Genomic DNA, 22,422 nt, shown 5'->3' with positions numbered 1-22,422 from the left:
GCCTGATAGCCCCCCGCTCAATACATCTGTTTCATGACGTTGGTCGACGCGGTATCGATCACCCTTCATCAGGTGTTCGCCGCCGTCTGGGTCGGTAGTGTCGTATTCATGACTGTTGGCGTGTTACCACTGGCGAGGGAGGGCCATCTAGAGCCCGAACCCGTCGAGTTAGCCACCGGAACACTTCGGACTGTTTCCCGGCTCAGTGCGGTTGTACTCCTCCTCACTGGCGGATATATGACCAGTAGTTTCTACGCGACGGCCGATCTGACCGGGACGGCGAACGGCTGGCTCGTCCTTGCCATGCTCGGCCTGTGGCTCGTCCTGATCGGACTGATCGAAGTGAGTGGCAGTCGACTCGTCGACGGTCTACAGGCAAAGAAGGTCCGCGCACCCGCTGACGAGACGCTTGGCTGGTTCCGTGCCGCATCGGTAATCGGGCTCCTTCTGCTGGTTATCGCCGGCATCGTCTCCTCGGGCGCGCTGGTCTGAGCAAGCGCGAGGAAGTTAGAAAAATATTTACAACAAACAATCATAGGGTGAGGTATGTCCTCACACGAACGGGTCACCTCGATCCCATCCGGGATCCGCGCAATCTGTGTCGTCGACGGGTATCTCGTCCTGCTCGGAATGGCACTGGCAATGATCGGACTAGCCGATCTCGACAGTTCTCCATGGCTCGATTTCACCGTCGCCGGCGTCGAGGGTATCTCGTGGATGATCCTCGGAATGCTGGTGCTGGTCGCCATCCAGATGTACGTCATTCAGGGCGTCTGGAACATCAAGTCGTGGTCGTGGACCGCGATGCTCGGCGTACTCGTCGTACAGATAGCCATCCTTGCGGGCCTGATCGGATGGGTAGTGACCGGCGACAATATGCCAATCAGTTACGCCGATGGCGTCGTCCGCTGGGCGCTTCCGCTGATCGTGCTGCTCGGCTCCGTGGTGTACCTGATCGACAAGCGCGAATGGTTCACTGACCTATAAGCACGCGCTTCCGCTCACTCTTTTCCGTTCTCGCAGTGCTATCCCTCTGACCAGTTGATCCCGTCCGAATCGCAACGCATAGGCCCCCCGGGCGTCCACCGACTACTATGCAAATAGGCGTTGTCGGACTCGGGCGTATGGGACAGATAGTCGTCGACCGCGTGCTCGACGCCGGCCACGACGTCGTGGCGTTCGACCTGGACGAGACGGCCGTTGCGACGGCGGTCGAGGACGGCGCCGAAGCCGCGGCGTCGGTCGTCGATCTGGCGGAACAGCTCGGCTCTAAAAAACGCATCTGGCTGATGGTTCCTGCGGGGGAGCCAGTCGACGCCGCACTCGACGATCTGGAACCGTATCTCGACAGCGACGCTGTCGTTGTCGACGGTGGCAACTCCTACTTTCAGGACTCGGTCCGCCGTGCAGACGCGACCGACGCCGCGTATCTCGACTGCGGGACCAGCGGTGGCCCCGCAGGAGCCGAACTCGGCTTCTCCCTGATGATCGGCGGCCCCGAGTGGGCCTACGAGGAGCTAACGCCGGTGTTCGACGCCGTCGCGACGGGACCGGACGGACACGATCGGATGGGTCCAGCAGGGAGCGGTCACTACGTCAAAATGGTCCACAACGGCGTCGAATACGCGCTCATGCAGGCCTACGGCGAAGGCTTCGAACTGCTCGCGAACGGACGCTACGACCTCGACCTCGAAGCCGTCGCGAACACCTGGAACAACGGTGCGGTGATCCGCTCGTGGTTGCTGGAGCTCTGCGAGGAGGCGTTCCGCGAGGAGGGCAACGACCTCGACGATGTCGCCGACCACGTCGCCGGTGGATCGACGGGCACGTGGACGGTACAGGAAGCGCTCGAACAGGAAGTCCCGACGCCGCTGATCTATCAGGCACTGGCTGAACGGTTCGGTAGTCGCTCCGATCGGTTCTCCCGCCGCCTTGCTAACCGGCTTCGGTACGGCTTCGGGCGTCACGAGGTCGCTCGCGAGGAGTAACGCACGAATCGTCTGCGACGTTCGTTTCACGCCCCGAGCGTAGCGAGCGGTCGCTTTTTCACCCACTGTGTTCGAGGAGTAACTCCTGCGGCGGGCTCTCGTCGCGGAGACCTCGAACCGGACCCCCCGACGGGCCCGTTGCCCCGCCAGTAATCACAATACAATTAAACCCACAATCCGAACCCCCTCACATATGTTTAACGAGCTGGGGCTTGCGATCGGGGGTAGTCTAACCCTGATCGCCGTACTCATGCACTTTTCCCGTGGGACGGGATGGACGTCGAACGAGGACATTTCCCAAGAGGTGCTCGAACGACGCGCGGAGTCGGTTCCCGAGACAGACTTCCCCGAGCCGATGAACCGGTCGATCGGCGGCGGCGCACCCGCCGGAGCGATCGGCGGCGGCGAGGCGGGCGGCGAACTCGCTGAGGGTGGCGAAGCGGTCGAAGAGGAGAGCGGACCGGGTGACATCCCCGAAGACGAGATCGAGTATTACGAGATCGAGTTCGTCAAGGAAGGCGAGACGGTCGAGATAGCCAACAACGAGACGATCCTCGAAGCCGGCGAGGACGAGGGCTGGGATCTGCCCTACGCCTGCCGCGAAGGCTCCTGTGTCTCGTGTGCCGGAAAGATCGACGGCAACACGAAAGAGCTCGTCGAACACGACGACCAGTCGATGCTCGGTGACGCCGAACTCGAAGAGGGCTATACACTCACTTGTGTCGGCTATCCGCGCGGGGAGTTCTCGATCGAGACTGGCGAACAACCCTGACGGCGGCCCACACTCTTTTGCGGTTCAGTGGTCGGTGGTCGGTTCGAGAAACTCGTTGATCCGTGCAGAGAGCTGCGACCGTACCGGTGTCAGATCGACGTCATCGCCGACCAGCGTCCGGTGAAACCGTCGGAGCAGTTGCTCGAAGAGGTGGTCGAACAGCGTGTCGGCATCGGGCGACAGGCCCTGTGCTGAGAGTTCTCCGGCAGTCCGTTCTAGACGCTCCGGAGTGACGAACTCGTCGACGAGTTCGGCCGGGTCGGGGCCCTCAGAGTCCAACTTCGAATCCATCCCTTCGGCACGCATCGTTGCCCGGTCTCCGTTTTTCGAGCGGAGCACGACGCCGTAGGCCTGACCGTTGTACCAGTTCGACTCGGGTACCGTGTACGAGTCCGAATCGAAGTCTACTGCTCTGACCTCCTTCGCGAACGTGTTGACCGGTGTGAGACCGATCCGCTCGAACGCCTGTTCGACAGCATCCGGCGGCAGGAACCGGTCTCCGTCCCAGATGTCGATGCCCAGGACAGCGGGCGTTCGATCCCAGTCGTAGTCGATGGTCTGCTGGTGCATCGCGACGCAATAAAAGACGACCGACTCCAGATCCGCGCCCAGAACGGCGTCGTAGTCCAGTGCACGCTGGACGAACCGCGTCGCGTGGCGATAGCCGACCGGGACGTCACCGGGCGGAAAGACGGTCGTCCGGTCGCCAAAGCGGACGCCGCCCGAGTCGTCGATACGAAACCGGAGCAATGTCCCGTCGAGCAACTCCTGAAGCCAGAGATGCCCGCCGTCGAGAAGTTCGTCGGGGGCCGAATCGACCGCTGGGATCGACGGATACGCTTTCATGCGAGAGGCGACGGTCGCCCGCCCCTTTACTGCTCGGTCAGTGTAGCGTCCCCTCGCGCTGTTCGACGTCGTATGCGAACAGTGCGTAGCCGACCTCGGCGGCCGAGTAGCCGGTATCGGCCGCGATGTCGCGGATCGGCGCCATCATCGTAACGTAGTCGTCGGCGTCGAACGACTCCTTGCGGCCATCGAGATAGCCGAGTCGGTCGAGCGACGCCCAGACGCGCGTGTCGACGACGGCGTGGCGCTCCGGGTCGAGCGCCGCGAGGATACAGGAAGCGGTCGGCGCTTTGAACCCAGACAGCCCCGAGAGTAGATGGATCTGCGAGAAGTCGTCGTCTAGTGCGAGCACGTTCGCCGTGACCGTCTCGCAGCGCTCTTTCGGGTTCGATTCGACGTGGTAGGCACTCCGAGTTGAGGACTCGTACGCTATCTCGTAGAGTTGCTCGCGCGTGAGATGCCCCTGCCCCCGGTACGCGTCGCCGAACTCTGCCAGTCGCTCGGGCAGTACGCCTTGCGTCTCTGCGTAGTGATCGAGATACGTTTCGACGTCCATGCGGACCCGTTGTTGGCGGTGGGTTTCATTGGTTTCGGTCCGGGGCAACAGGTATTTTGCCGAGTGGGGTTCCACTTGATGCATGGCTCACTCCGAAAGCAGCCTCCAGAATGTACCACTGGTCCAGGGCAGTGTCGTCGGATTTCTGACCTGGGTGCTCGGCTACCTGTTCACCTATCTGATCGCGAGCAGCGAGATCCGCGACTCACAGCTCAGTCGGTTCCTCGAGTTCCTCGGCGAGGATCCAGCCACCTTCGAGATGGTCGGCTGGGTGTTCTACAACGCCCACTTCGTCGATGTCGTGTTCGAGGGCGTTCCCTTCTTCGGCGCAGAATCCTTCCTCGGCGGCGAGGAGGGGTTCACCATGCTACTCTACGCCATCCCGCCGCTCCTGCTGATCGGCGCGGGACTGGCAATCGCCAGATACGGTGGTGCCAGAGACGCTAGCACCGGAGCAGTCGCCGGGCTTACAGTCGTCCCGGGCTATCTAGTTCTCTCGATAGCGGGCGTCTTCCTGTTCGAAGTCACACTCGGCGATGCGAGTGGGGCACCCGACCTCGTCGCTGGCATCTTCCTCGCTGGACTCGTCTTCCCGGCACTGTTCGGGGCGCTCGGCGGCGTCCTCGCCGGGTCGACCGCCGACTAGCGGTCAGATCGTATCGATTCCGGGAAACGACCGGTCCGGATGGGTTGCCGGGAGACGTTCCTCCGAATCGTCGTCCACGATGACGAAGCCTGTATCCTCGGTCTCCTCGCGTTCTTCGACGAGCACGAAACCGGTCTCGCCCAGCGCGTCGACCGGCCGGAGCCCGGGATAGCGCGCGTCCGCGTCCGGAACCGCGACGAGGTCGGTCTCCGTCTCGTCCTCGTCGACGAGCACGAAGTCGGTCGGCTCTTCCTCCTCGAGTAGGACGAATCCCGGATCTGTGTTATCCGATACCATACGTAGTACTTCGTGCTAACACGACATTACTCTACTGCCGACTGTGTCGTTCACGTCCGAAGTCGGCACGGCTGGTGAATAGTGGCCTCGAACCCGGGCGCGGATTGCTCATCGCCGATGGGTTTTCGACACTCCGATCCTTAACCCTGGGCATGTGTGGCCGTAGCTCCCTGTTCGCGTCGTCCTCGGTGATCGGTGAGCGCTTCGACGTCTCTCCTCCCGGGGCGTTCGAGCCGTCCTACAACATCGCACCGGAGGACGACATCCCGGTAATCCGCGACGAGACGCCCGGACGCGCCGAACTGCGCTCGTGGGGTTTCGTCCCCCACTGGGCCGACGACCCCGGCGACTGGAACGGACTGATCAACGCCAGAACCGAGACCGTCGACGAGAAGCCAGCGTTTCGGGACGCATTTCGCCGGACGGAGGACGATGGGGTGACCCGCACCTGCGGCCACTGTCTCGTGCTCGCCGACGGCTTCTACGAGTGGCAGGAGCGCACCGATGGGAAGCAGGCATTTCGCATCGAGCGATCGGACGGGGAGCCGTTCGCAATGGCTGGTCTCTGGTCGCGCTGGTCCGACGGTGACCACTCGCTGGTCACCGTGACGGTTCTCACGACGACACCGAACGACCTGATGGAGCCACTACACCACCGGATGCCGGTCGTCTTCGACGCCGATGAGGAACGCGAGTGGTTGGGCGAATCGCCGCCAGGGAAAGAAGAACTCCTCGCCCCGCATTCGGGGGATGGCTTCGAAAAGTACCCGATTTCCGCGGACGTCAACAACCCTCGAAACGATTCGCCTGATATCATCGAACCGGTCGACGCACCCGAGAGCGACCCCCAGACCGGGCTAGATCAGTTCTAATACGGGGCCACTGGACTGCGCTTGAGCAGCCCTGACAACTGCTGGACTGCTCGTTCTCACACAGGTTTATATCCGAAGGCGAGCCAATCCGGCGCTATCCGCAATCGAGTTGCCCGCTGTGGACTGCCGTAGCGCGACACACCACATCGGGTCGTCGTCGGGCCGTCGTCGTGTCGCCAGTTCGCCAATTCGGAACGCACGTGAAGTACCACGGGCACGGTGGCCCGTGGCGTCCGGGTTTAGGGCTGCACTGCACCAGCACCAGACTTTAATCCCCCTCGCACTCGCCTTACGGCTCGTGCCCGGCACGGGTAAACACTCGAAGCGAACGTTGCTCCGTGAGGGTCGGTCGCTCCACCACGACCCGACAACTCCCGTCTCACCGCCTCGTGACGGGTTTTGAGAGGAGCCGCATTTTCATGCCATCGGACGACCAGCAAAAGAATTGAGGTCTTCAATCCCATACTTTGCGTATCGTTTTCTGGTCGTTCTCGAACAAACGTGTACGAGATACTTAATCATTTGGACAATAGTTGACGCGCTTCACCCACGGGTGCGGTGACCCGTGGTACTCGCGCTGCTCTCTTTTATAGACGTCAGAACGTCCCGCCGTCTCGCAGTTCCTGGAGGACCGGCATCTCCTCGATCCGCTCCTCGTCGAGCGCGGACCAGTCGATACCGTCCGATCGGTCGTACGGCGTCTCCGTTTCGATTGTGCGTTCAGGCGTTACGACAACATCGAGCGGAACGTCGTGGTCGTCGATCGCGACCTGCACGTCGACGACCTGGGATTCGTGTACCGTCGTCGCAATCGGCGTCGTCTCGTCGACCAGATCTAGCGTGTCGAGGAGCGCGTACTCCAGGTCACTGTACCCTTCTCCTTTCCCGATTCGCGCCCCGTCTTCGGTGACGGCGACACTCCCAGAGACGATCAAATCGACCGAATCGACCTCGTCGGGTCCGACCTGGACGCCGAGTTCACTCGATCCGGAGAGAGTGGTTGCCCGGTCGTAGTCGTCGATCTCACGGGGATCGAGCCGGAGAAAGCAGTCGGCATCTCGGAGCCGCGGAACCGCCATGTACAGCGTCTTCCCGGCTTCGAGCGCACGCTTTCGGACGGGACGCTGTGGGGAGTCAGGATTGATCTTGATCGCGTCCGCCTTCATCCACTCCGGTCGCTCCGCAAGCCGCTCTGCAGCGGCATCAGCGCCGGCGAAGTTCGGGATCCGTCCGTGCGGCGGGAACGGGAACCGTGCCTCGCCGCTCTCCTCTATGCCGTCCCAGATGCGGTCGCGAAGCTCCTGTTTGTCCATGGTCGTGCCTCGGGCGGGACGGCTGTGAGTGTTTTCACTCCTCGACGGGGACGAACTCGACGTCGCCGCTGTCAGTGTCGACAATCGCAATGCTGTGTTGCTCGTCCGGTACTGTGGGGAAGTGTGCGCCGGGGTTGAGAACGGTCGTTCCGTCGACCTCCCGCTCCTCGGCGACGTGATGATGGCCGTAGCAGACGTACTCGTACTCGCCGGATTCGGCGTGCGCTTCGACGTCGTCGAGGTTCTCCCCGTGCAGGACGGCAAACGCCGTGTCGTCGATCTCAAGTTCGGCAAACCGGCCGTGGAGTTCGCTTCCGTTCCCGAGTCGGCGAAACGCCGATTCGAGGCCGTCGAGTTCGCCATCGTTGTTCCCGAGGACGCCGTGTACTTCTAGCCCCTCGAAGTGCGGGACGACGGGCGGCGCGATGACATCGCCACAGTGGATCACGGTCTCGACACCGCGCTCCTCGAAGATCGAGACGGCGCGGTCGACGGCCGACACGTTGTCGTGCGTATCGGAAATGACACCTACGAGCATGGTTCGTTCGAACCCCTATACACGGCGAAAATCAAAGTGTTACTGGTCATGGGAGTCGCTCTGGCCACAAAAGTGCCGAATCGTCACCGAGAACCGGGGGACCTCTATTCAGGTGCGGGACTCGATCAGCTCTTCGATGGTCTCACGAACGTTCCCGGCGGAACTCGTGAGAGGGATTGACTGGATCTGCTGTTCCATATCTCGCTGCTTGAAGTGGTTCGAGAGCGTTAGTATCGTCGGCGCCCAGAGGCCGACGAAGATGCCCAGTTCTCGATCACCTCGTGCAAAAAAGGTGTACAGCGCTAATCCAACCGATACGACTGACGCTATCAGGGCTGTGTCTGCTCCAGCCTCCATAGCGGTGTTTGACTCTTCCGTCGAGATAGTTTGGCTCATTGGATCGTCCGGGCTGAAAGTACCGTCGCAGGGGTCTTAATGACCGATAACCGTTCACGGGCGTGTTCGGAGAGTTGTAACCGTATTATTGCAGAGTAGGAGGTTCCTTCTCCTACAGATCAAGAGCGTTCTCCGGTAAGGCGGATTCTTTAGCTCTCGGACAGAGCTAGATGTCCGGTGCTGTGCCGCCGACTAACGTCTCTGTTAATATATTCTTACAGATTCTCTTCCTGATAGGATCCCTCGTACGACCCCTCGTGCTCGGCCCGCGAGAGGACGATCTGAGCGATGCGAGCGTCCCGCTGGAGTTCGAGTTCGTGATTGACCTCGAGAAGCCCTTCACCGCGTCCGGTGTAGCCGGCGTCCCAGACGGCCGTGTGGAGCATCGCGGAGTTTCGCATGAGCGACGAGCGGGGGAGGACGAAGCCGACATGCCCCTCCGGGATCGAAATCGTTTCTCCGTATCGGGCGATATATCCGCCCGGTGAGAGGCGGTAGGTAGTATCGTCTCCCGAGGGGTCCAGTTCGCGTCGCTCGCCGATCGATTTTCCATCCTGGTCGATCCGTCCCGTCCCCGTCTGCTCGAACACGCTCTCGACAGTCAAATCGACACCGTTGGGCTGGACCTGCTCGTCGGACACCGCCGAAAGCTGTTCGGCGACGAACGCACCTGATCGGAACATACTGAGAGAGGCACGGACTGAGCGCAAAAACCCTTCGCGTTCGCCGCGGACGAATCATTAAGTATCTCGGCCGGAAACTGGGCGGTAGTATGGGGAACAAGAACAAAACTATCTCGTTCCGGGTCAACGAGGACGCCTTCGAGACGCTCCGAGAGATCGCAGAGGAACGCGACATCTCCCTCTCGGCGGTCTTCCGGGATTACGTCGACCAGCTCGTCGCCCACGACGGGCAGGTACAGGTCGTTCCCGACGAAGAGCTCGGTCCGACCGTCGAGGACGGAGAGTTCCCGCCGAAGGTAACAGTCCCGAAGAGCTTCATTCGCGAGCACGAGCGCCTCGAACTCGAAGCCGAACATCTCCGCGAACAGCTCGACGAGTACCGGAGCTACGTCACGCATCTCCGCGAACAGGTGGACGAAGAGGAGGCTGAGGACGTGGTCTACCTGGAAGACCTCGACGACGAAAACACCGATTCGGACGAGACGCTCCGGCTTGGCTAGCGCGACAGTTCGCGTTTGGCCGCCCGCGCGGCCTCCTGGGCCTCTCTGTTTCCGTCGACTTTCGCCAACTCTTCTGTCGCTTCGAGCGTCCGGACGCCCTGATCGAGAAACGAGAGGATGTCGCCGGGATAGGCGTACAGCATGTAGTCGTTGCTCATCACGTCGACGATGGCGTCGGGGCCGAGCCCCTCGGCCCGCAACTCCAGCAGATACCGGATGAACTTCCGCTCGGGACAGCCACAGTAGGGGTTGTTGTCGCAGTCACAGTCCAGGAAGTCCTCCGCAAACTCGAGCACGCGGTCCCGCGTCGCGTCGTCGAGTTGTTCGAGTCCACCGCCCTGAAAGAGGATATCGAGCGTCGCCCCCTTGAACGCACCCTTGGGAATGTTGGTGTCTAGCTGGGAGCTAAGCTGGCGGTGGTTCTTGACGTAGATTTTGTCCGTGATCGCCACAGTTGAATCGTTCTACGCCGCTGTGGGGCAAAAGCCTCCCGGTGTCCGACAGGTGAGTGTGAACGCCCCACGTAGCGCCCCCGAGGCGTAACGTATTTTAACTGAGGGTCGACTATTTCGTTGTACGTGTCCGGGTTGGGGTAGTGGACTATCCTTCAGCCTTGTGGAGGCTGAGACGCGGGTTCAATTCTCGCACCTGGACCTTTTCGCTGGGAACGGACGTGACCAGCGTAACGTCCATCCAAGAGAATTGAAGCTTGCTAGTCGTGCGCAGCGAAGCGAGCACGTCTGTCTCCGGGTTAATCCTCGCAATCTCGTTCGATTCTCACACCATTCACAGTTGTACCGCCTCCTCAACGTCCCTCACCGTCGATGCAGCCATCGATTTCGACGACAGCGCCGCAACGATTATGATACCGGCCCGAGGAAACCGGGTAATGGCTTCAGGATCCGGCCCCCCTCTCGAAGTTCTCGTCGTCGACGACAATCCACGGTTCGGTGAACTGGCTGAGATGTTCCTCGAAGACGAGTTCGAGGATATTGCTGTCGAGACTGCGACGAGTGCGGGCGAGGGAGAGCGACTGCTGAACGAGCACGACATCGACTGCGTGGTCAGCGACTATCAGATGCCAGAGCGCGACGGGATCGAGTTTCTGCAGGCGGTCAGGGAGGAGTCTCCGGACCTTCCGTTCATTCTGATGACCGGAAACGGCGACGAGACGGTGGCAAGCCGTGCGATCACGGCCGGAGTCACTGATTACATCCCGAAAGAGGCCGGGAGCGAGCACTACGACCTGCTAGCCCACAGGATCCGGAACGTCGTCGAGCGACAGCAAGCCGAAGCGGCGAAGAAGGCCCGAAATCGTCGTATTCGGCGGGTGTATGAGCGGATCAACGACGGATTCGTCGCTCTGGACACGGAGTGGCGGCTGACGTATATGAACAGCCACGCAACGGAACTGCTCGGCCGAGAGCGCGAACAACTGCTCGGTAAGGAGTTATCCGAGGTGTTTCCGGGAGTTCGAGAGACCGAGTTTTACGACGCTGCAACCGACGTCGTCGCCGAGCAGGAGGTGATAGCCGTCGAAGAGCAGGTGGATCTCATCGATGCCTGGATCGAGGCGCGCATCTTCCCGGATGTCGACGGCCTCTCGATCTACTTTCGCGAGATCACCGGCCGGAAGGAGCGCGAGCGGTCGCTGGAGCGGTCCAGAAAACGCTATCGCGCGCTCGTCGATGCCGCGCCGGCGGCAATCCTCGTCACCGATGCAGAGAGCGGCGATATCGTCGAGGCGAACCGGGCCGCCGAGGAGTTGCTCGGTCGCTCGGCAGACGACCTCACAGGAGAAAACCACAGTGCGATCCACCCGGCTGAGGACAAGAAGCTATACGACTCGCTGTTTCGTGAGCGAGTCGACAGCGGTTCCGGGCTGGTAAACCGCCACGCCGACGGCTCACAGATCTACGTCGAGACAGCAGCAGGCGATCGGATTCCGGTCGAAATCACCTCACAGGTGATCGAACTCGAAGACGAGCGACTGATCCAGAGCGTCATCCGTGACGTCGTCAAGCGATCCTGAGCAGGTGCTAGCCCGAGAGCTCTCGCTGGGCAGTCGGCGCTTCGGTGCCGGAGGACCGAATGACGTCGAGCGCAGTCATCAGGTCGGTTCGTGAGACGAGTCCGACGACGTCGCCGTAGTCGTCGACGACGAGCAATCTGCCGATACCCTCCTCCTGTATCGTCGAGATCGCTTCCATCGCATCCGCGTCGGGCGATATCGTCCGGAGTTCGCTCGTCATGACGTCCTCGACGGTGAACGCGTCCCGCTCGACCGGTTGGACGTCTCTGGCATCGTCGAGCGTCACGATACCGATCGGTCGCCCGTTCGACATCACGGGATAGCCGGTGTGGCGCTGCGAGAACATCATCCTGATGAGTTCGTCGACGGTCGTATCGGGTGAGACGGTGTGTAGTCGTTCGGCAGGCGTCATCACGTCGCTGACGGCGACGCCTTCGAGAGCCGCCTTCATAGTGACCCGCTTGGCCTCCGAGGAAGCGGCGATGTAGATGAAAAAGGCGACACCGATCATAATGACGTTGGTTGGCGGGAACAGTCCGAAGAGGCCGAGCAGGACCGCGAAGAACTTCCCGACTTCGGCCGCAATCTCGGTGGCCCGCGCGTAGGGCCGATTCCGCGCGAGAAACGCGCGCAGGATCCGTCCCCCATCCATCGGGAAGGCCGGAAGCAGATTGAAGATCGCGAGGACGACGTTCAGGATAGAGAGATAGCCGAGGACGAACAGCGATCCGAACGTCACCACGGGATACGTCTCGACCGGATCGAGGAACAGGACGCCGGTGAACAGTCCGTAACATCCAAGCCCGACAATGACGCTGACGATGGGGCCCGCGATGGCGATAGTGAACTCCTGTTTCCAGTCTTCGGGCATCTCCGAGAGCGCGGCGATGCCGCCGAAGATCCAGAGCGTGATAGAGTCGATGGGGTAGCCATACCGCATCGCGACGAAGGAGTGGCCGAGTTCGTGGAGTACGATCCCAACGAATAGCCCGACAGCAGCGGTAAAGCCGAGGATCCACGGCGTCAGGCCGCCGGTGATCGCGCCGGCCTCGATGCCAGCAGCCATCAGGTCGTTCAGTAGCTCCGCGGTCAGCGAGATCTGGGAGCCGATGAGATACGCGAACAGCGGCAGTACTAACAGGAACGTAAGATCTAGCTTGATCGGGATACCGAACGCGGAACCGATCCGGAAACTTCTCATACCAGTATTTGGAGTGGAAGGGCCTTGAATCTCCGGACGAAAGCGGCTCCAACCCACTAATCGACCGTCTCAGGTCTCGACGTCGACCGATTCGTCAGTTTCACTGTCCGCTCCCTCGACTTTCGGAACGTGGACTTCGAGCGTCCCGTTCTCGGTAATGGTCGCCGTCGCGGCCTCCGGATCGACCGCTGCGTCTGCCGGAAGGTCCACCTTACCGTCCAGCGAGAGTCCCCGGCCGGGGAACACCGTCTCGAACCCGCTGTGCGGTTCGCGGAACCGCTCGATCCGGACGTGAAGGGTACCGTCGCTGAACCGGACCTGAACGTCGCTCTGGGTCGCACCTGCGGCGTCGAACACCGCGAGGAGGGCGTCGTCGCTTTCGAGCAGGTCGACGGGGATCGGCCGGTTCTCCTGGACGTTGCTAGAGACCCGTCCGACGCTCCGAAGTACGGTGTTGCTGACGGACCGACCGATCTCGCGCAGGGTCATAATTCGATCGCCTCGAGGCAGCTAGTTCCCTGACAGTACGGACAGACGAAGTCCTCGACGCCAACGCCATCAGGCATGTCGTAGGTATAATGTAGCTCGAACATATCCATCTCACAATCATCGCTAGTACATTCTACTTCCAGAGTTGCCGGCATACTACTCTGTTGGGGCGACAGAGAAAAACCGTTTTCGGCGTCGGCGCTTCAGATCGGGAACTCCTCGGTCCGTGTCGACTCGACCGCTTCCGGGCTAATCGTCCGCCCGTCGACGGAGACTGACTCGCCGTTCGAAAGCCGACCGAACGCTGGGCCTTCCGGGACCCCAGCGTCGTGAGCACGTCCGGGATCGAAGGCGGTAACCTCCGCGACGATCCGTCCGTCCCGGCGGTTGACGGCATCGTACTTCTCGGCGAGCATCTCGGCGAGCGCGTCGATCAGGGCATCGTACCGGTCCGAATCGGCAACGGCGGCCTGGCCGCGTACTCTGTTGCCGTTTTCGACGGTCTCGAACGCGAGCGTCGTCCGCTCGACGGCGTCCCGCACCCTTTCCGAGGCGATTCCACGCACCTCGTCGAGGAGCGCTGTCGGGAGGTCGACGACGGTGTAGCCGTCCTCGTCCGAGACGGTTCCGAACCGCAGGCCCTCTTCCACGGACGAGAGCGTCGATTCGAGATCCGCGGCGAGCGAGAGCGGAACGTCGTCCACCTCGCGGAGCCACGTCTCGCTGACGACGCGATGGCCCGACTCCTCGACGATCTGCTCGACATCGTCCAGGTCGCGGTCGGTGTCCGCGACGAGTGCGAACGCTGCCTCGCTCTGCTCGAAGGCCTCGACCAGCACGTTCCGGTGTCGGGCGGGCGATCCCATATCTTCGAGCGTCCAGTCGGCGGCGACGTGGCCGACGCGCCAGTCGGTCTCACGGATCACTCGCTCGAACCGCGGCGCGTAGTGGCCGCCGCCGATCCCGACGAGGTGTCTGCGGGGTTGCCGGCCGTCCTCCGACGCCGAAGCGATGGCGTCTCCCGGATGGCGCGCCGCGTGGGGATCGACGCCGCGGAGAGCGAGAATGGATCGGGCGACCGCCCGTGCGCCCGCCGGATCGGCCCACTCCTCCTCGCCGCTGCCCAGTTCGACGAACATCGACGGGACGCCGACCTCGGTTGGTCCGTGGTGGGTGCACTCGATTCCGGTCTCGTACTCGGCGGGCGCGTACTCGTCGAACGCGCCGAGGATCGACGAGAGCGCGTTCGGACACGTCGCCGCGAGCGAGCGGTCCTCGCCGCCGAACTCGGCGGGGCCGAAGTTGCCGGTGAAGTGGGCGGTCAGGAGCGGTCCCGTCTCGCCGGAGTGTCGGGAGGCGAAGACGAGCAGTTCGGGGTCGTCGAACGGTTCGGCGGCGTCGTCGAGTTCGAGATGCCAGTCGTCGAAGGTTCGAAGCTCGAAGCCGTCGGTCCGGAACACCTCGCCACCACCCTGTCCGTCTGCACGGCTGGCGTCGACCGTTGGGTCCCAGTCCTCCTCGGATAGTAGCTGCTCAAAAACGTGCTCGGATGCGGAATCCGCCCTGCTGACGACGATCGCGATCACATGCGTTCGAGAGGCTCGGGCGATTAAAACGCGTCGACACGGGCCCACGACCCGCCTCCGAACCGCTTATACGCCACGGACGGGTTCTCCCGCCCATGGACGTCTACGGACTCCTCGGCAACCCGGTCGGCCATTCGCTCTCCCCGCCCATGCACGAGGCAGGCTACGAAGCGCTCGGCATCGACGCCCGGTACGTTACGTTCGAGCCCGAACCGTCTGATCTGGAGGCCGCAATCGGCGGCGCACAGGCGCTCGGCGTCGCCGGACTGAACGTTACGATCCCGTTCAAACAGGACGTACTGGAGCACGTCGACGCCGACGAGTTGGCGCGGCGCATCGGGGCGGTCAACACCATCGACTTCACCGGCGAGAGGCCGACCGGCCACAACACCGACGCGGCCGGAGCGCGTCGAGCGTTCGAGCGCTACGATGTGCCCCTCGACGGCGAGACGGCCGTAGTCGTTGGAGCGGGCGGTGCCGGGCGGGCGATTTCGTTTATGCTCGCGGACGCCGGAGCAACGGTCCACATCGCGAACCGGACCGAATCGAGCGCGCACGAACTGGCGTCAGCGGTTCCGGAAGCCACCGGACACGGTCTCGACTCCCTGGCGGCGTTGCTGGACGACGCCACGGTTCTCGTCAACGCGACGAGCGTCGGTATGGAGGAGGACGCAACGCCGGTGCCGGCGGATGCCCTCCACGGCGATCTGGCGGTGCTTGATGCGGTGTATCGGCCCCTCGAAACCCGGCTACTGCGCGATGCCGCGGACCGCGGGGCGACGACGATAGACGGCGCGTGGATGCTCCTCTATCAGGGCGTCGAGGCGTTCGAGCGGTGGACCGGTCGGGACGCCCCGGTCGGTGCGATGAACAAGGCGCTCCGCTCGGAACTGTAACATAACCAACTCCGACATCGTCGGACGGCTTTAAGTGTGCCGACTGTCAATTATCAGGCAATGTCACTACTGGATAAGCTAAAGTCGCTTCTCGGACTCGACGAAACTAACGAGGAGCCGCGCCAGGATGTCGGCGTGACAGTCGAGCGGGACGTCGACGAGAGCGCACCCGCAACCGACACCGAACGCGCGGTCAAAGGGACCGATATCGAGCCCACCGACGAGTCTGTCGAAGAGTCTACTGCGGAAGACATCGAGGCTGACGCTACCGAGGAACCTGAATCGGGCGTCGCCGAGGAGCCAACAGACGAGGAACCGATCGATGAGGACGAGCTAATCGACGAGGCGGAACCCGACGAGGGCGTCGAACCGGAACCTGAAACTGGGGAAGACGTCGAACCGGAACCTGAAACTGGGGAAGACGTCGAACCGGAACCTGAAACTGGGGAAGACGTCGAACCGGAACCTGAAACTGGGGAAGACGTCGAACCGGAACCTGAAACTGAGGAGACAGGGACCGAGCCTGATGGCGACCTCGAAGACATCAAAGGGGTCGGCCCGGCCTACGCAGAGCGACTCGCTGATGCCGGAATCGAGACGATCGGCGATCTTGCGGCCGCCGACGCCGGCGACATCGCGGCGGAGACGGATCTATCGGAGACGCGAATCGAGAACTGGATCGAACAGGCAAAACTGCGATAACCCGCAGACACTGATTGAACCGGAAGATCATTATTCGGTGCGTTCCTTCCTGCAGACATGTGCACACCGTCGGTCGTAACTACCAGAGAGGAGTTCCGAGCGACGGCGATGGGCGTCGACGCCGGAACGCGAGTCCCGGTCGAAGTCCGGGTGACCGTCGACGACCCGTTCGAGGCCTATCGACGAGCGCGAGATGGACCGGACGGCGTCTTTCTCGAAACGACGGGCGGCCAGCCCGGCTGGGGCTACTTCGGCGTCGAACCGGTCGAGACGGTAACTGCGCGCCCCGACAGTACGGTCTGGGACGGGTCCGATGACGACCACGGCGTCGGCGTCTTCGGTCGCGATTCTCCATCGCTCGCCGCGTTGCAGGGGCTCCTCGACGGCAAGTCTCTCGTCAGAGGCGAGTGCGAGGTGCCGTATCCGTGCGGCGCGTTCGGCTGGTTCTCCTACGACCTCGTGCGGGAAATCGAGGACCTGCCAGAGCACGCGGTCGACGACCGGTCGCTCCCACAGCTACAGATCGGCGTCTACGACTGTGTTGCGGCGTGGGAAGAGCCCCGGGAGGGAGAGACGACTCTCAGGGTGACGGCCTGTCCGCAGGTCGATCCGGACGCCATCGGAGAGGCCTACGCGAGCGGTGAAGCGAAGGCAATAGCACTGGCGAGCGCCGCCCTCGACGGCGATCCTTCAGTGAGTGCGCCGCCCGTAGCGAGCGATACGGCGGAGTTCACGAGCGACTGCGGAGAAACGGCGTTCGCCGATCAAGTCCGGACGATCAAGGAGTACATCCGGGCCGGCGACACCTTCCAGACGAACGTCTCACAGCGCTTGAGTGCTCCGGCGGCGGTGCATCCGGTCGACACCTACGCCGCCGTTCGTACGGTCAATCCGGCACCCTATTCAGCACTACTTGAGTTTCCGGCCGCCGACCTTGTCAGCGCCAGTCCGGAACTCCTGTTAGAGCGCGACGGCGACCGCATCGAGACGGAACCGATCGCCGGAACGCGACCGCGCGGTGCGACCGAGGAAGAGGACGAACGCCTCGAAGCCGAACTCTCTGGCGACGAGAAGGAGCGGGCCGAACACGCGATGCTCGTCGATCTGGAGCGCAACGACCTCGGCAAAGTATCACGCTACGGCAGTGTCGAGGTGCCGGAGTACCGGCGCGTCGACCGCTACTCCGAGGTCATGCATCTGGTCTCGCACGTCGCCGGTGAGATCCGCGAGGAGGCCACGCTCGCCGACGCCATCGCGGCCGTCTTCCCCGGCGGGACGATCACCGGCGCACCCAAGCCGCGGACGATGGAACTGATCGACGAAGTCGAGGAGACGAGACGGGGCCCCTATACGGGCTCGATCGGCGTGCTCGGTTTCGACGGGCAGGCGACGCTCAACATCGTCATCCGGACGCTCGTCCGGCACGCCGAGGAGTATCACCTCCGCGTCGGTGCCGGAATCGTCCACGACTCGGAGCCAGAACGGGAGTACGCCGAGACACTGGACAAGGCACGAGCGCTGGTCAGAGCCCTGGACGAGGCACTCGGCGAGCAGGCGGCCATTGGCCTCGACACCAAGGCGGAGACAGTACAGTCCTCGCGGGACGGTGATCGGTCGTGATGCTCGTGATCGACAACTACGACTCGTTTGCTTACAACCTCGTCCAGTTCGTCGCGGAGGCAACCGCAGGTAGTGCCGGCGATATCGACACAGACAGCGTCGTTGTCCGACGGAACGACGAAATAGATATCCCGGGGATCCGCGAACTCGATCCCGAGGGAATCGTCGTCTCACCCGGCCCCGGAACGCCCAGGGACGCGGGCGTCTCGACTCCGATCTTCGAGGAAACCGAGATTCCGACACTCGGCGTCTGTCTCGGCCACCAGGCGTTGTGTGCGGCCCACGGCGCACCGGTAATCCAGGCCCCGGAGGTCGTCCACGGGAAGCCCTCGACGATCGGTCACGACGGCGAGGGAATCTTCGAGGGCCTCCCCAAACGGTTCCGCGTCGGTCGATATCACTCGCTGGCAGTCGAGCGCGAAGACCTCCCAAATCCGCTGTCGGAGACGGCATGGACCGACGACGAGCGCTCGATCCTGATGGCCGTTCGGCATCTGGAACGCCCACATGTCGGCGTCCAGTTCCACCCCGAAAGCATCCTGACGGGACCGGTCGAGCGCGACGGGGAGGGCACCGCGCTCTCGCTGTCGGTCGGCAAACGCCTGATCGAGAACTTCTGCTCGTTCGCGAAGCGTGCCGACAGAACCGAAGGCGGAATCGGGGGTCGATAGATAGATGCAGTACCACGTAAACGGGAACCTCGTCTCCGCCTCGGAGGCCACCGTGAACGTCCGCGACCGAGGGTTCATGTACGGAGACGCGGCGTTCGAGACGATGCGCGCGTACGGCGGTTCGATCTTCGAGTGGGCGGCCCACGCCGACCGACTGGCGAACACCTGCGAGACGCTCGGGATCGATCACGGACTCGGTGAGGACGAACTCCACGAACGGGTACTCGACACCCTCCAGGCCAACGAACTGGAGGACGCCTACGTCAAACTCTCTATCTCGCGGGGCGTTCAGCCCGGCAAGTTGACGCCGGGTCCCACCACGAACCCGACTGTCGTCGTGATCGTCTCCGAACTCCCGCGCGGCGGTCTCGAAGGGAGCGACGTCTGGGACGGCCCGGCGACCGTCCAGACGACGAAGACGCGACGTGTGCCGGACGCGGCGATTCCGGCGGACGCCAAGACGCACAACTACCTGAACGGGATCCTCGCCCGGAACGAACTGATGGAGTCCGCGGACGAGGCACTCCTGCGCGACGCCGAGGGCTACGTCGCCGAAGGGGCGACGAGCAACCTGTTTTTCGTCGGCGAGAGTGGCCTCTACACCCCGAGTTTAGACGGCCCGATCCTGCCGGGGATCACCCGCTCGGTCGTGGTCGAACTCGCCGACGACGCCGATATTCCGGTGTACACCGGACAGTACACCACTGACGACGTCCGGTCGGCAAAGGAGGCGTTTCTGACGAACTCGACGTGGGAGCTCCGACCCATCGAGAGCCTCGATGGGATCGAAATCGGCAGCGGACCCGTGACGACGCTGCTCTCGCGGCGATTCGACAGGCGCGTTGAGCAGCGTCACTACGACTGATAGGCTGTCCACGCAACGTTTAATCCACTCGGCCGAGGAGTCGGAGGTAGATGCAGGACGACCGAATCGCGCTCGGCCTCGATCTCTTGCGCTCGCTGGAGCACGCCGAGTTGAGCGTCGCCGACGCCGTCGACCGCCTCGAAACCATCTCGACGCATCCGAAAGTGACCAGAGAGATCCTCGATACCGCCGAGAAGCGCGGCATCATCGAGCGCGAGGACGGGATCATCCGCCCGAAAAGTAGCGAGTTCGTCAGCTACGAGAGCCAGGTCATCCAGAAAGACGGGGAGTTCGAGTGCCAGCGCTGTGGTGCCGGGCTATCGACCGGCCACTTCATCGAGTACGACTCGGGCGAACTCGGCCCCTTCGGCTCTTCGTGTATCCGGAAGGTCACCGGCCGCGACTGAGTTCTTCGATCAATCGCTCGATGGCCTCTCGCTGTTTGTCCAGGCGCTCGTTCTGATGCTCGACGACGGTCCGAAGTTCCGCGAGTTCGTCGGCGACATCATCCGAATTCGGGTCGTCATCCGCTGGCTCGAAGCCGACGTTCTCGAAGTCGAAGCCGTCGTCATCCGACTCTGCATCCGATTCTTCGGTCTCGGCCGATGGCTGGGCCTCGCTCGATTCGGCAGTCGACGCGGTCCCGGCCTCCGCGTCGCTCGAAGCCGTCGACCCCCGTTCGAGCGGGTCGTCGCTCGGGTCGGCAGTCGTCGTCTGCCCGTCGTCGATATCGGCTGTAGCGGCCTGGCCCGTAGCCGCATCCGCGGTCTGTGCCTGCGCTCCACTCGACTCGGCCGCTACTTCTGTCGCTTCGTTGTCGATCACCTGCTCTGCGGATAGCCCCTCCTCTTCCTCCGCAGACGGCGGGTTCGCTTCGAGCGGGTCGACGCCCTCGCCGAAGGCAACGCCGGCGGTCCCCTGCGTCTCCGCTGGCTCCTCCTCGTCGGACGCGTTCGCGGCCCGGAGCTCCTCGATAGAGTCGACGCCGTGGTACGCGGTTAGCGCCTCCGAAAGCTTGCTCTCGACCTCGCTGGCCTGATCGTTCGGGGCTTTGATCCGCTGCTGGCGGCCCTCTATTGCGAGGACGATCTGCGTCGCGACGCTTCCCTCCTCGAACGTGAGGTCGGTGACGTCATCGTAGTGAAACTCCTCGTAGTCCTCGTCCCAGACTGCTGCGCCGATGTGCTTGACGAGTCGCTCGCTCGTGACGACCAGCGTTAGCTCGCTGAACCGATAGGTCGACAGCACCGTCTCGCCTGGATCGGTGATCCCGCCCGCGTTCATGATCCCCGCGAGAACGGGATGCAGTGCGTCGTCGCCCCGGTTCGATGGGAGTGTGAACTCCCGCGTTCCGTCGACGGGATATTCGAGGCTGAACCGCGTCTTCCGACGGCCTTCGGAGACCGTCAGTCGTTCAGCATCGTGCGGGTACGCCTCCACCGACTCGTCGCTCAACAGGCCCTCGGCCCGGTAGATCAGCGTTCGGGTCGGCGTGATGTACAGCTGGTCCTCCCCACCCAACGGGACTGTTGCGGCGACCGTTTCCCCATTGAGGGTGGATTCCACGACACCGGGTTCGCTCATGCACGGTTGTTCTTCCGGCATGGCTTAAAACCGCGGGCTCCGGCCGAACAGCGGCTGTGAACCAATGACACACGTAGCCGAGTCAGATGAGAAGGTTAAAGATAATCAGCGGACAACTCGGAGACGAGCCCGGGTGGCTTAGCTGGACATAGCGCCGCACTCATAGGGTTCAGAGATTCGGTGCGGTTCCTTGGAAACCTCTCATGTCCGTACGAGGACTGCCGAGCCTCGAACCTGGGACATGCGGAGATCGAGGGTTCGGAGCCCTCCCCGGGCACTTTCTCACAGACGTCGCGAACATGGGTGAGCGACAGCACCGTGAGAAAGTGTACGATACGCTCCGAACCCGCAGGATCTGCGCGAGCGTATGCGAGCGCAGAGGAGAGAAGAGCTTGCTCTTCTCGTCGTTCGAGCCCTCCCCGAGCACTTCTTCGACGACGAGTTACGAGCCGTGTGAGTGACGAGTCCGGAAGAAGCGGCCGGGACAAGCAAAGATTCCGTCGGTCTCATGCGAGATGCACGAGCGTAAGCCAGGAACGACTCGTTGGCGAGTCGTTCCGTGGTTCAGAGCCACCCCCGATTCTCATACGTCGGGCCTTGTGGAAACCCTCTGAAGTTGATGGGAACAGCGTGCTGAATACAGAGCGTGAATTCATCGGAATGCGAAATCTGCTATATGCAGTCGTTAGAGGCGCGTACCACTGCTAGACTCATATACCAAACGACACTTTACCGAGAGCCACTAACCCGTATATGCAGTCAACCACCAATGAAACGCAATCGTCGAACGCTGTTTGGAGTAGGTATCGTCGCACTCACACTACTGGTCACCGCCGCCGGCGGCTTGGCACTTGCACAGGATTCCGGGTCGTCCCCACTAGATTACGGCGATGATGACGACTCGATTGCGGAAAGCGACGTCTCACTCTCCGAGGAGGAAGCGATCGATATCGCAACCGCCGAGGCTGACGGAGACGTCGAGGAAGTCGAACTCGAAAGCGAGGATGGCACACCCGCCTACGAGGTCGAACTCGTGGCATCAAACGGCGCGGAAACCGAAGTCGCTGTCCACGCGAACGACGGCACGGTCCTCGAAACAGAGTCGGAAGACGAGGACGATGAGATGGAAGACGAGGACGAGGAGTCTGTTGCGCCCGGCGATGTCAGCCTCTCCGAGGAGGAAGCGACCGATATCGCAACCGCCGAGGCTGACGGAGACATCGAGGAAGTCGAACTCGAAAGCGAGGATGCCACACCCGCCTACGAGGTCGAACTCGTGGCATCGAACGGCGCGGAAACCGAAGTCGCTGTCCACGCGGACGACGGCACGGTGCTGGAGACCGAGACTGAAGACGAGTAGTCTGGCGAC

At 62.6% G+C, this 22,422-nt stretch carries 27 protein-coding genes and 2 tRNA genes; 17 read left to right on the top strand and 12 right to left on the bottom strand.

All coding sequences use genetic code 11. From position 1 onward, the window contains the following. Positions 1–33: 33 nt before the first annotated feature. From ACFQL3_RS11145 to ACFQL3_RS11130, 4 genes are all read left to right on the top strand, one after another. Complete coding sequence (locus tag ACFQL3_RS11145) at positions 34–492, top strand: CopD family protein (RefSeq protein ID WP_377054243.1); 459 nt, start codon at positions 34–36, stop codon at positions 490–492. Positions 493–546: 54 nt separating this feature from the next. Then, complete coding sequence (locus ACFQL3_RS11140) at positions 547–987, top strand: hypothetical protein (protein WP_377054242.1); 441 nt, start codon at positions 547–549, stop codon at positions 985–987. A gap of 107 nt (positions 988–1,094) precedes the next feature. Next, positions 1,095–1,988: a phosphogluconate dehydrogenase (NAD(+)-dependent, decarboxylating) gene (gene gnd, locus ACFQL3_RS11135; RefSeq protein WP_377054240.1), complete on the top strand. Its 894-nt coding sequence runs from the start codon at positions 1,095–1,097 to the stop codon at positions 1,986–1,988. A 193-nt stretch (positions 1,989–2,181) separates the two neighbouring features. Further along, positions 2,182–2,760, top strand: coding sequence for a 2Fe-2S iron-sulfur cluster-binding protein (locus ACFQL3_RS11130; protein ID WP_377054238.1), 579 nt, complete (start codon positions 2,182–2,184; stop codon positions 2,758–2,760). A 24-nt stretch (positions 2,761–2,784) separates the two neighbouring features. Here the strand turns inward: ACFQL3_RS11130 and ACFQL3_RS11125 are convergent, their stop codons facing one another. Continuing rightward, positions 2,785–3,606, bottom strand: a complete 822-nt coding sequence (locus tag ACFQL3_RS11125; RefSeq protein WP_377054236.1) for a hypothetical protein — start codon at positions 3,604–3,606, stop codon at positions 2,785–2,787. Between the two features lie 37 nt (positions 3,607–3,643). Next, the gene (locus tag ACFQL3_RS11120; RefSeq protein ID WP_377057082.1) at positions 3,644–4,162 is read right to left on the bottom strand and encodes a hypothetical protein; all 519 of its coding nucleotides are present in this window, start codon (positions 4,160–4,162) and stop codon (positions 3,644–3,646) included. A gap of 82 nt (positions 4,163–4,244) precedes the next feature. On the opposite strand from ACFQL3_RS11120, the gene ACFQL3_RS11115 reads away from it, so the two are divergent. Next, the gene (locus ACFQL3_RS11115; protein WP_377054234.1) at positions 4,245–4,808 is read left to right on the top strand and encodes a hypothetical protein; all 564 of its coding nucleotides are present in this window, start codon (positions 4,245–4,247) and stop codon (positions 4,806–4,808) included. A 3-nt stretch (positions 4,809–4,811) separates the two neighbouring features. Here the strand turns inward: ACFQL3_RS11115 and ACFQL3_RS11110 are convergent, their stop codons facing one another. Beyond that, a complete protein-coding gene (locus ACFQL3_RS11110) occupies positions 4,812–5,105 on the bottom strand; it encodes a hypothetical protein (RefSeq protein WP_377054232.1) in 294 nt (97 codons plus the stop codon). Positions 5,106–5,257: 152 nt separating this feature from the next. Between ACFQL3_RS11110 and ACFQL3_RS11105 the strand changes: the two genes are divergently transcribed. Continuing rightward, positions 5,258–5,977 carry an SOS response-associated peptidase gene (locus ACFQL3_RS11105; protein ID WP_377054230.1) on the top strand — a complete coding sequence of 240 codons (720 nt, stop codon included), beginning with the start codon at positions 5,258–5,260 and terminating at the stop codon, positions 5,975–5,977. A 596-nt stretch (positions 5,978–6,573) separates the two neighbouring features. Here ACFQL3_RS11105 and ACFQL3_RS11100 read toward each other — a convergent pair. From ACFQL3_RS11100 to ACFQL3_RS11085, 4 genes are all read right to left on the bottom strand, one after another. Continuing rightward, a complete protein-coding gene (locus tag ACFQL3_RS11100; protein ID WP_377054228.1) occupies positions 6,574–7,290 on the bottom strand; it encodes a 5-formyltetrahydrofolate cyclo-ligase in 717 nt (238 codons plus the stop codon). A gap of 34 nt (positions 7,291–7,324) precedes the next feature. Next, positions 7,325–7,828: a metallophosphoesterase gene (locus ACFQL3_RS11095; protein WP_377054226.1), complete on the bottom strand. Its 504-nt coding sequence runs from the start codon at positions 7,826–7,828 to the stop codon at positions 7,325–7,327. A 108-nt stretch (positions 7,829–7,936) separates the two neighbouring features. Then, positions 7,937–8,224, bottom strand: coding sequence for a hypothetical protein (locus tag ACFQL3_RS11090; RefSeq protein WP_377054224.1), 288 nt, complete (start codon positions 8,222–8,224; stop codon positions 7,937–7,939). Between the two features lie 215 nt (positions 8,225–8,439). Continuing rightward, the gene (locus ACFQL3_RS11085; RefSeq protein WP_377054222.1) at positions 8,440–8,934 is read right to left on the bottom strand and encodes a deoxyuridine 5'-triphosphate nucleotidohydrolase; all 495 of its coding nucleotides are present in this window, start codon (positions 8,932–8,934) and stop codon (positions 8,440–8,442) included. Positions 8,935–8,996: 62 nt separating this feature from the next. Between ACFQL3_RS11085 and ACFQL3_RS11080 the strand changes: the two genes are divergently transcribed. Next, on the top strand, positions 8,997–9,407 hold the full coding sequence (locus ACFQL3_RS11080) for a ribbon-helix-helix protein, CopG family (RefSeq protein ID WP_377054220.1): 411 nt from the start codon (positions 8,997–8,999) through the stop codon (positions 9,405–9,407). Here the strand turns inward: ACFQL3_RS11080 and ACFQL3_RS11075 are convergent. After that, positions 9,404–9,859, bottom strand: a complete 456-nt coding sequence (locus ACFQL3_RS11075) for a DUF5814 domain-containing protein (RefSeq protein ID WP_377054218.1) — start codon at positions 9,857–9,859, stop codon at positions 9,404–9,406. The two genes, ACFQL3_RS11080 and ACFQL3_RS11075, sit on opposite strands and share 4 nt — an antisense overlap. Positions 9,860–9,988: 129 nt before the next feature. Here ACFQL3_RS11075 and ACFQL3_RS11070 point away from each other — a divergent pair. Next, a tRNA-His gene (locus ACFQL3_RS11070) sits at positions 9,989–10,061 on the top strand. A gap of 235 nt (positions 10,062–10,296) precedes the next feature. Further along, complete coding sequence (locus ACFQL3_RS11065; RefSeq protein WP_377054216.1) at positions 10,297–11,439, top strand: PAS domain S-box protein; 1,143 nt, start codon at positions 10,297–10,299, stop codon at positions 11,437–11,439. A 7-nt stretch (positions 11,440–11,446) separates the two neighbouring features. On the opposite strand, the gene ACFQL3_RS11060 is transcribed toward ACFQL3_RS11065, so the two are convergent. The 3 genes from ACFQL3_RS11060 to ACFQL3_RS11050 form a co-directional block, all read right to left on the bottom strand. Further along, positions 11,447–12,640, bottom strand: coding sequence for a CBS domain-containing protein (locus ACFQL3_RS11060; RefSeq protein ID WP_377054214.1), 1,194 nt, complete (start codon positions 12,638–12,640; stop codon positions 11,447–11,449). A 69-nt stretch (positions 12,641–12,709) separates the two neighbouring features. Continuing rightward, the gene (locus ACFQL3_RS11055) at positions 12,710–13,129 is read right to left on the bottom strand and encodes an Hsp20/alpha crystallin family protein (RefSeq protein WP_377054212.1); all 420 of its coding nucleotides are present in this window, start codon (positions 13,127–13,129) and stop codon (positions 12,710–12,712) included. Positions 13,130–13,332: 203 nt separating this feature from the next. Next, the gene (locus tag ACFQL3_RS11050; RefSeq protein ID WP_377054210.1) at positions 13,333–14,715 is read right to left on the bottom strand and encodes a D-aminoacyl-tRNA deacylase; all 1,383 of its coding nucleotides are present in this window, start codon (positions 14,713–14,715) and stop codon (positions 13,333–13,335) included. A 95-nt stretch (positions 14,716–14,810) separates the two neighbouring features. On the opposite strand from ACFQL3_RS11050, the gene ACFQL3_RS11045 reads away from it, so the two are divergent. Genes ACFQL3_RS11045 through ACFQL3_RS11020 form a run of 6 tightly spaced genes read left to right on the top strand, consistent with a single transcriptional unit; the run spans position 14,811 to position 19,876 of the window. Further along, positions 14,811–15,611 (top strand): shikimate dehydrogenase, encoded by an 801-nt coding sequence (locus tag ACFQL3_RS11045; protein WP_377054208.1) that lies wholly within the window; start codon positions 14,811–14,813, stop codon positions 15,609–15,611. 60 nt (positions 15,612–15,671) lie between these two features. After that, positions 15,672–16,313 carry a helix-hairpin-helix domain-containing protein gene (locus tag ACFQL3_RS11040; RefSeq protein WP_377054206.1) on the top strand — a complete coding sequence of 214 codons (642 nt, stop codon included), beginning with the start codon at positions 15,672–15,674 and terminating at the stop codon, positions 16,311–16,313. A 57-nt stretch (positions 16,314–16,370) separates the two neighbouring features. Beyond that, positions 16,371–17,933, top strand: coding sequence for an aminodeoxychorismate synthase, component I (gene pabB, locus ACFQL3_RS11035; RefSeq protein ID WP_377054204.1), 1,563 nt, complete (start codon positions 16,371–16,373; stop codon positions 17,931–17,933). Then, entirely contained in the window at positions 17,933–18,604 is a 672-nt protein-coding gene (locus ACFQL3_RS11030) for an anthranilate synthase component II (RefSeq protein ID WP_377054202.1), read from the top strand. Before pabB ends, ACFQL3_RS11030 begins: the two co-directional genes overlap by 1 nt. Before the next feature lie 4 nt (positions 18,605–18,608). Next, positions 18,609–19,469, top strand: a complete 861-nt coding sequence (locus tag ACFQL3_RS11025; protein WP_377054200.1) for an aminotransferase class IV — start codon at positions 18,609–18,611, stop codon at positions 19,467–19,469. Positions 19,470–19,519: 50 nt separating this feature from the next. Then, positions 19,520–19,876: a DUF5830 family protein gene (locus ACFQL3_RS11020; RefSeq protein WP_377054198.1), complete on the top strand. Its 357-nt coding sequence runs from the start codon at positions 19,520–19,522 to the stop codon at positions 19,874–19,876. Here the strand turns inward: ACFQL3_RS11020 and ACFQL3_RS11015 are convergent. Continuing rightward, positions 19,860–21,053, bottom strand: coding sequence for a DUF7115 domain-containing protein (locus ACFQL3_RS11015; RefSeq protein ID WP_377054196.1), 1,194 nt, complete (start codon positions 21,051–21,053; stop codon positions 19,860–19,862). The genes ACFQL3_RS11020 and ACFQL3_RS11015 overlap by 17 nt on opposite strands. A gap of 127 nt (positions 21,054–21,180) precedes the next feature. Between ACFQL3_RS11015 and ACFQL3_RS11010 the strand changes: the two genes are divergently transcribed. Further along, positions 21,181–21,330, top strand: a tRNA-Met gene (locus tag ACFQL3_RS11010). A gap of 492 nt (positions 21,331–21,822) precedes the next feature. Then, complete coding sequence (locus ACFQL3_RS11005; protein WP_377054194.1) at positions 21,823–22,413, top strand: PepSY domain-containing protein; 591 nt, start codon at positions 21,823–21,825, stop codon at positions 22,411–22,413. Positions 22,414–22,422: the final 9 nt, after the last annotated feature.

The organism is Natronoarchaeum sp. GCM10025321, assembly GCF_042663585.1.
In the GTDB taxonomy this organism is placed as follows: Archaea; Halobacteriota; Halobacteria; order Halobacteriales; family Natronoarchaeaceae; genus Natranaeroarchaeum.
This window is presented reverse-complemented; position numbering and strand designations above follow the sequence as displayed.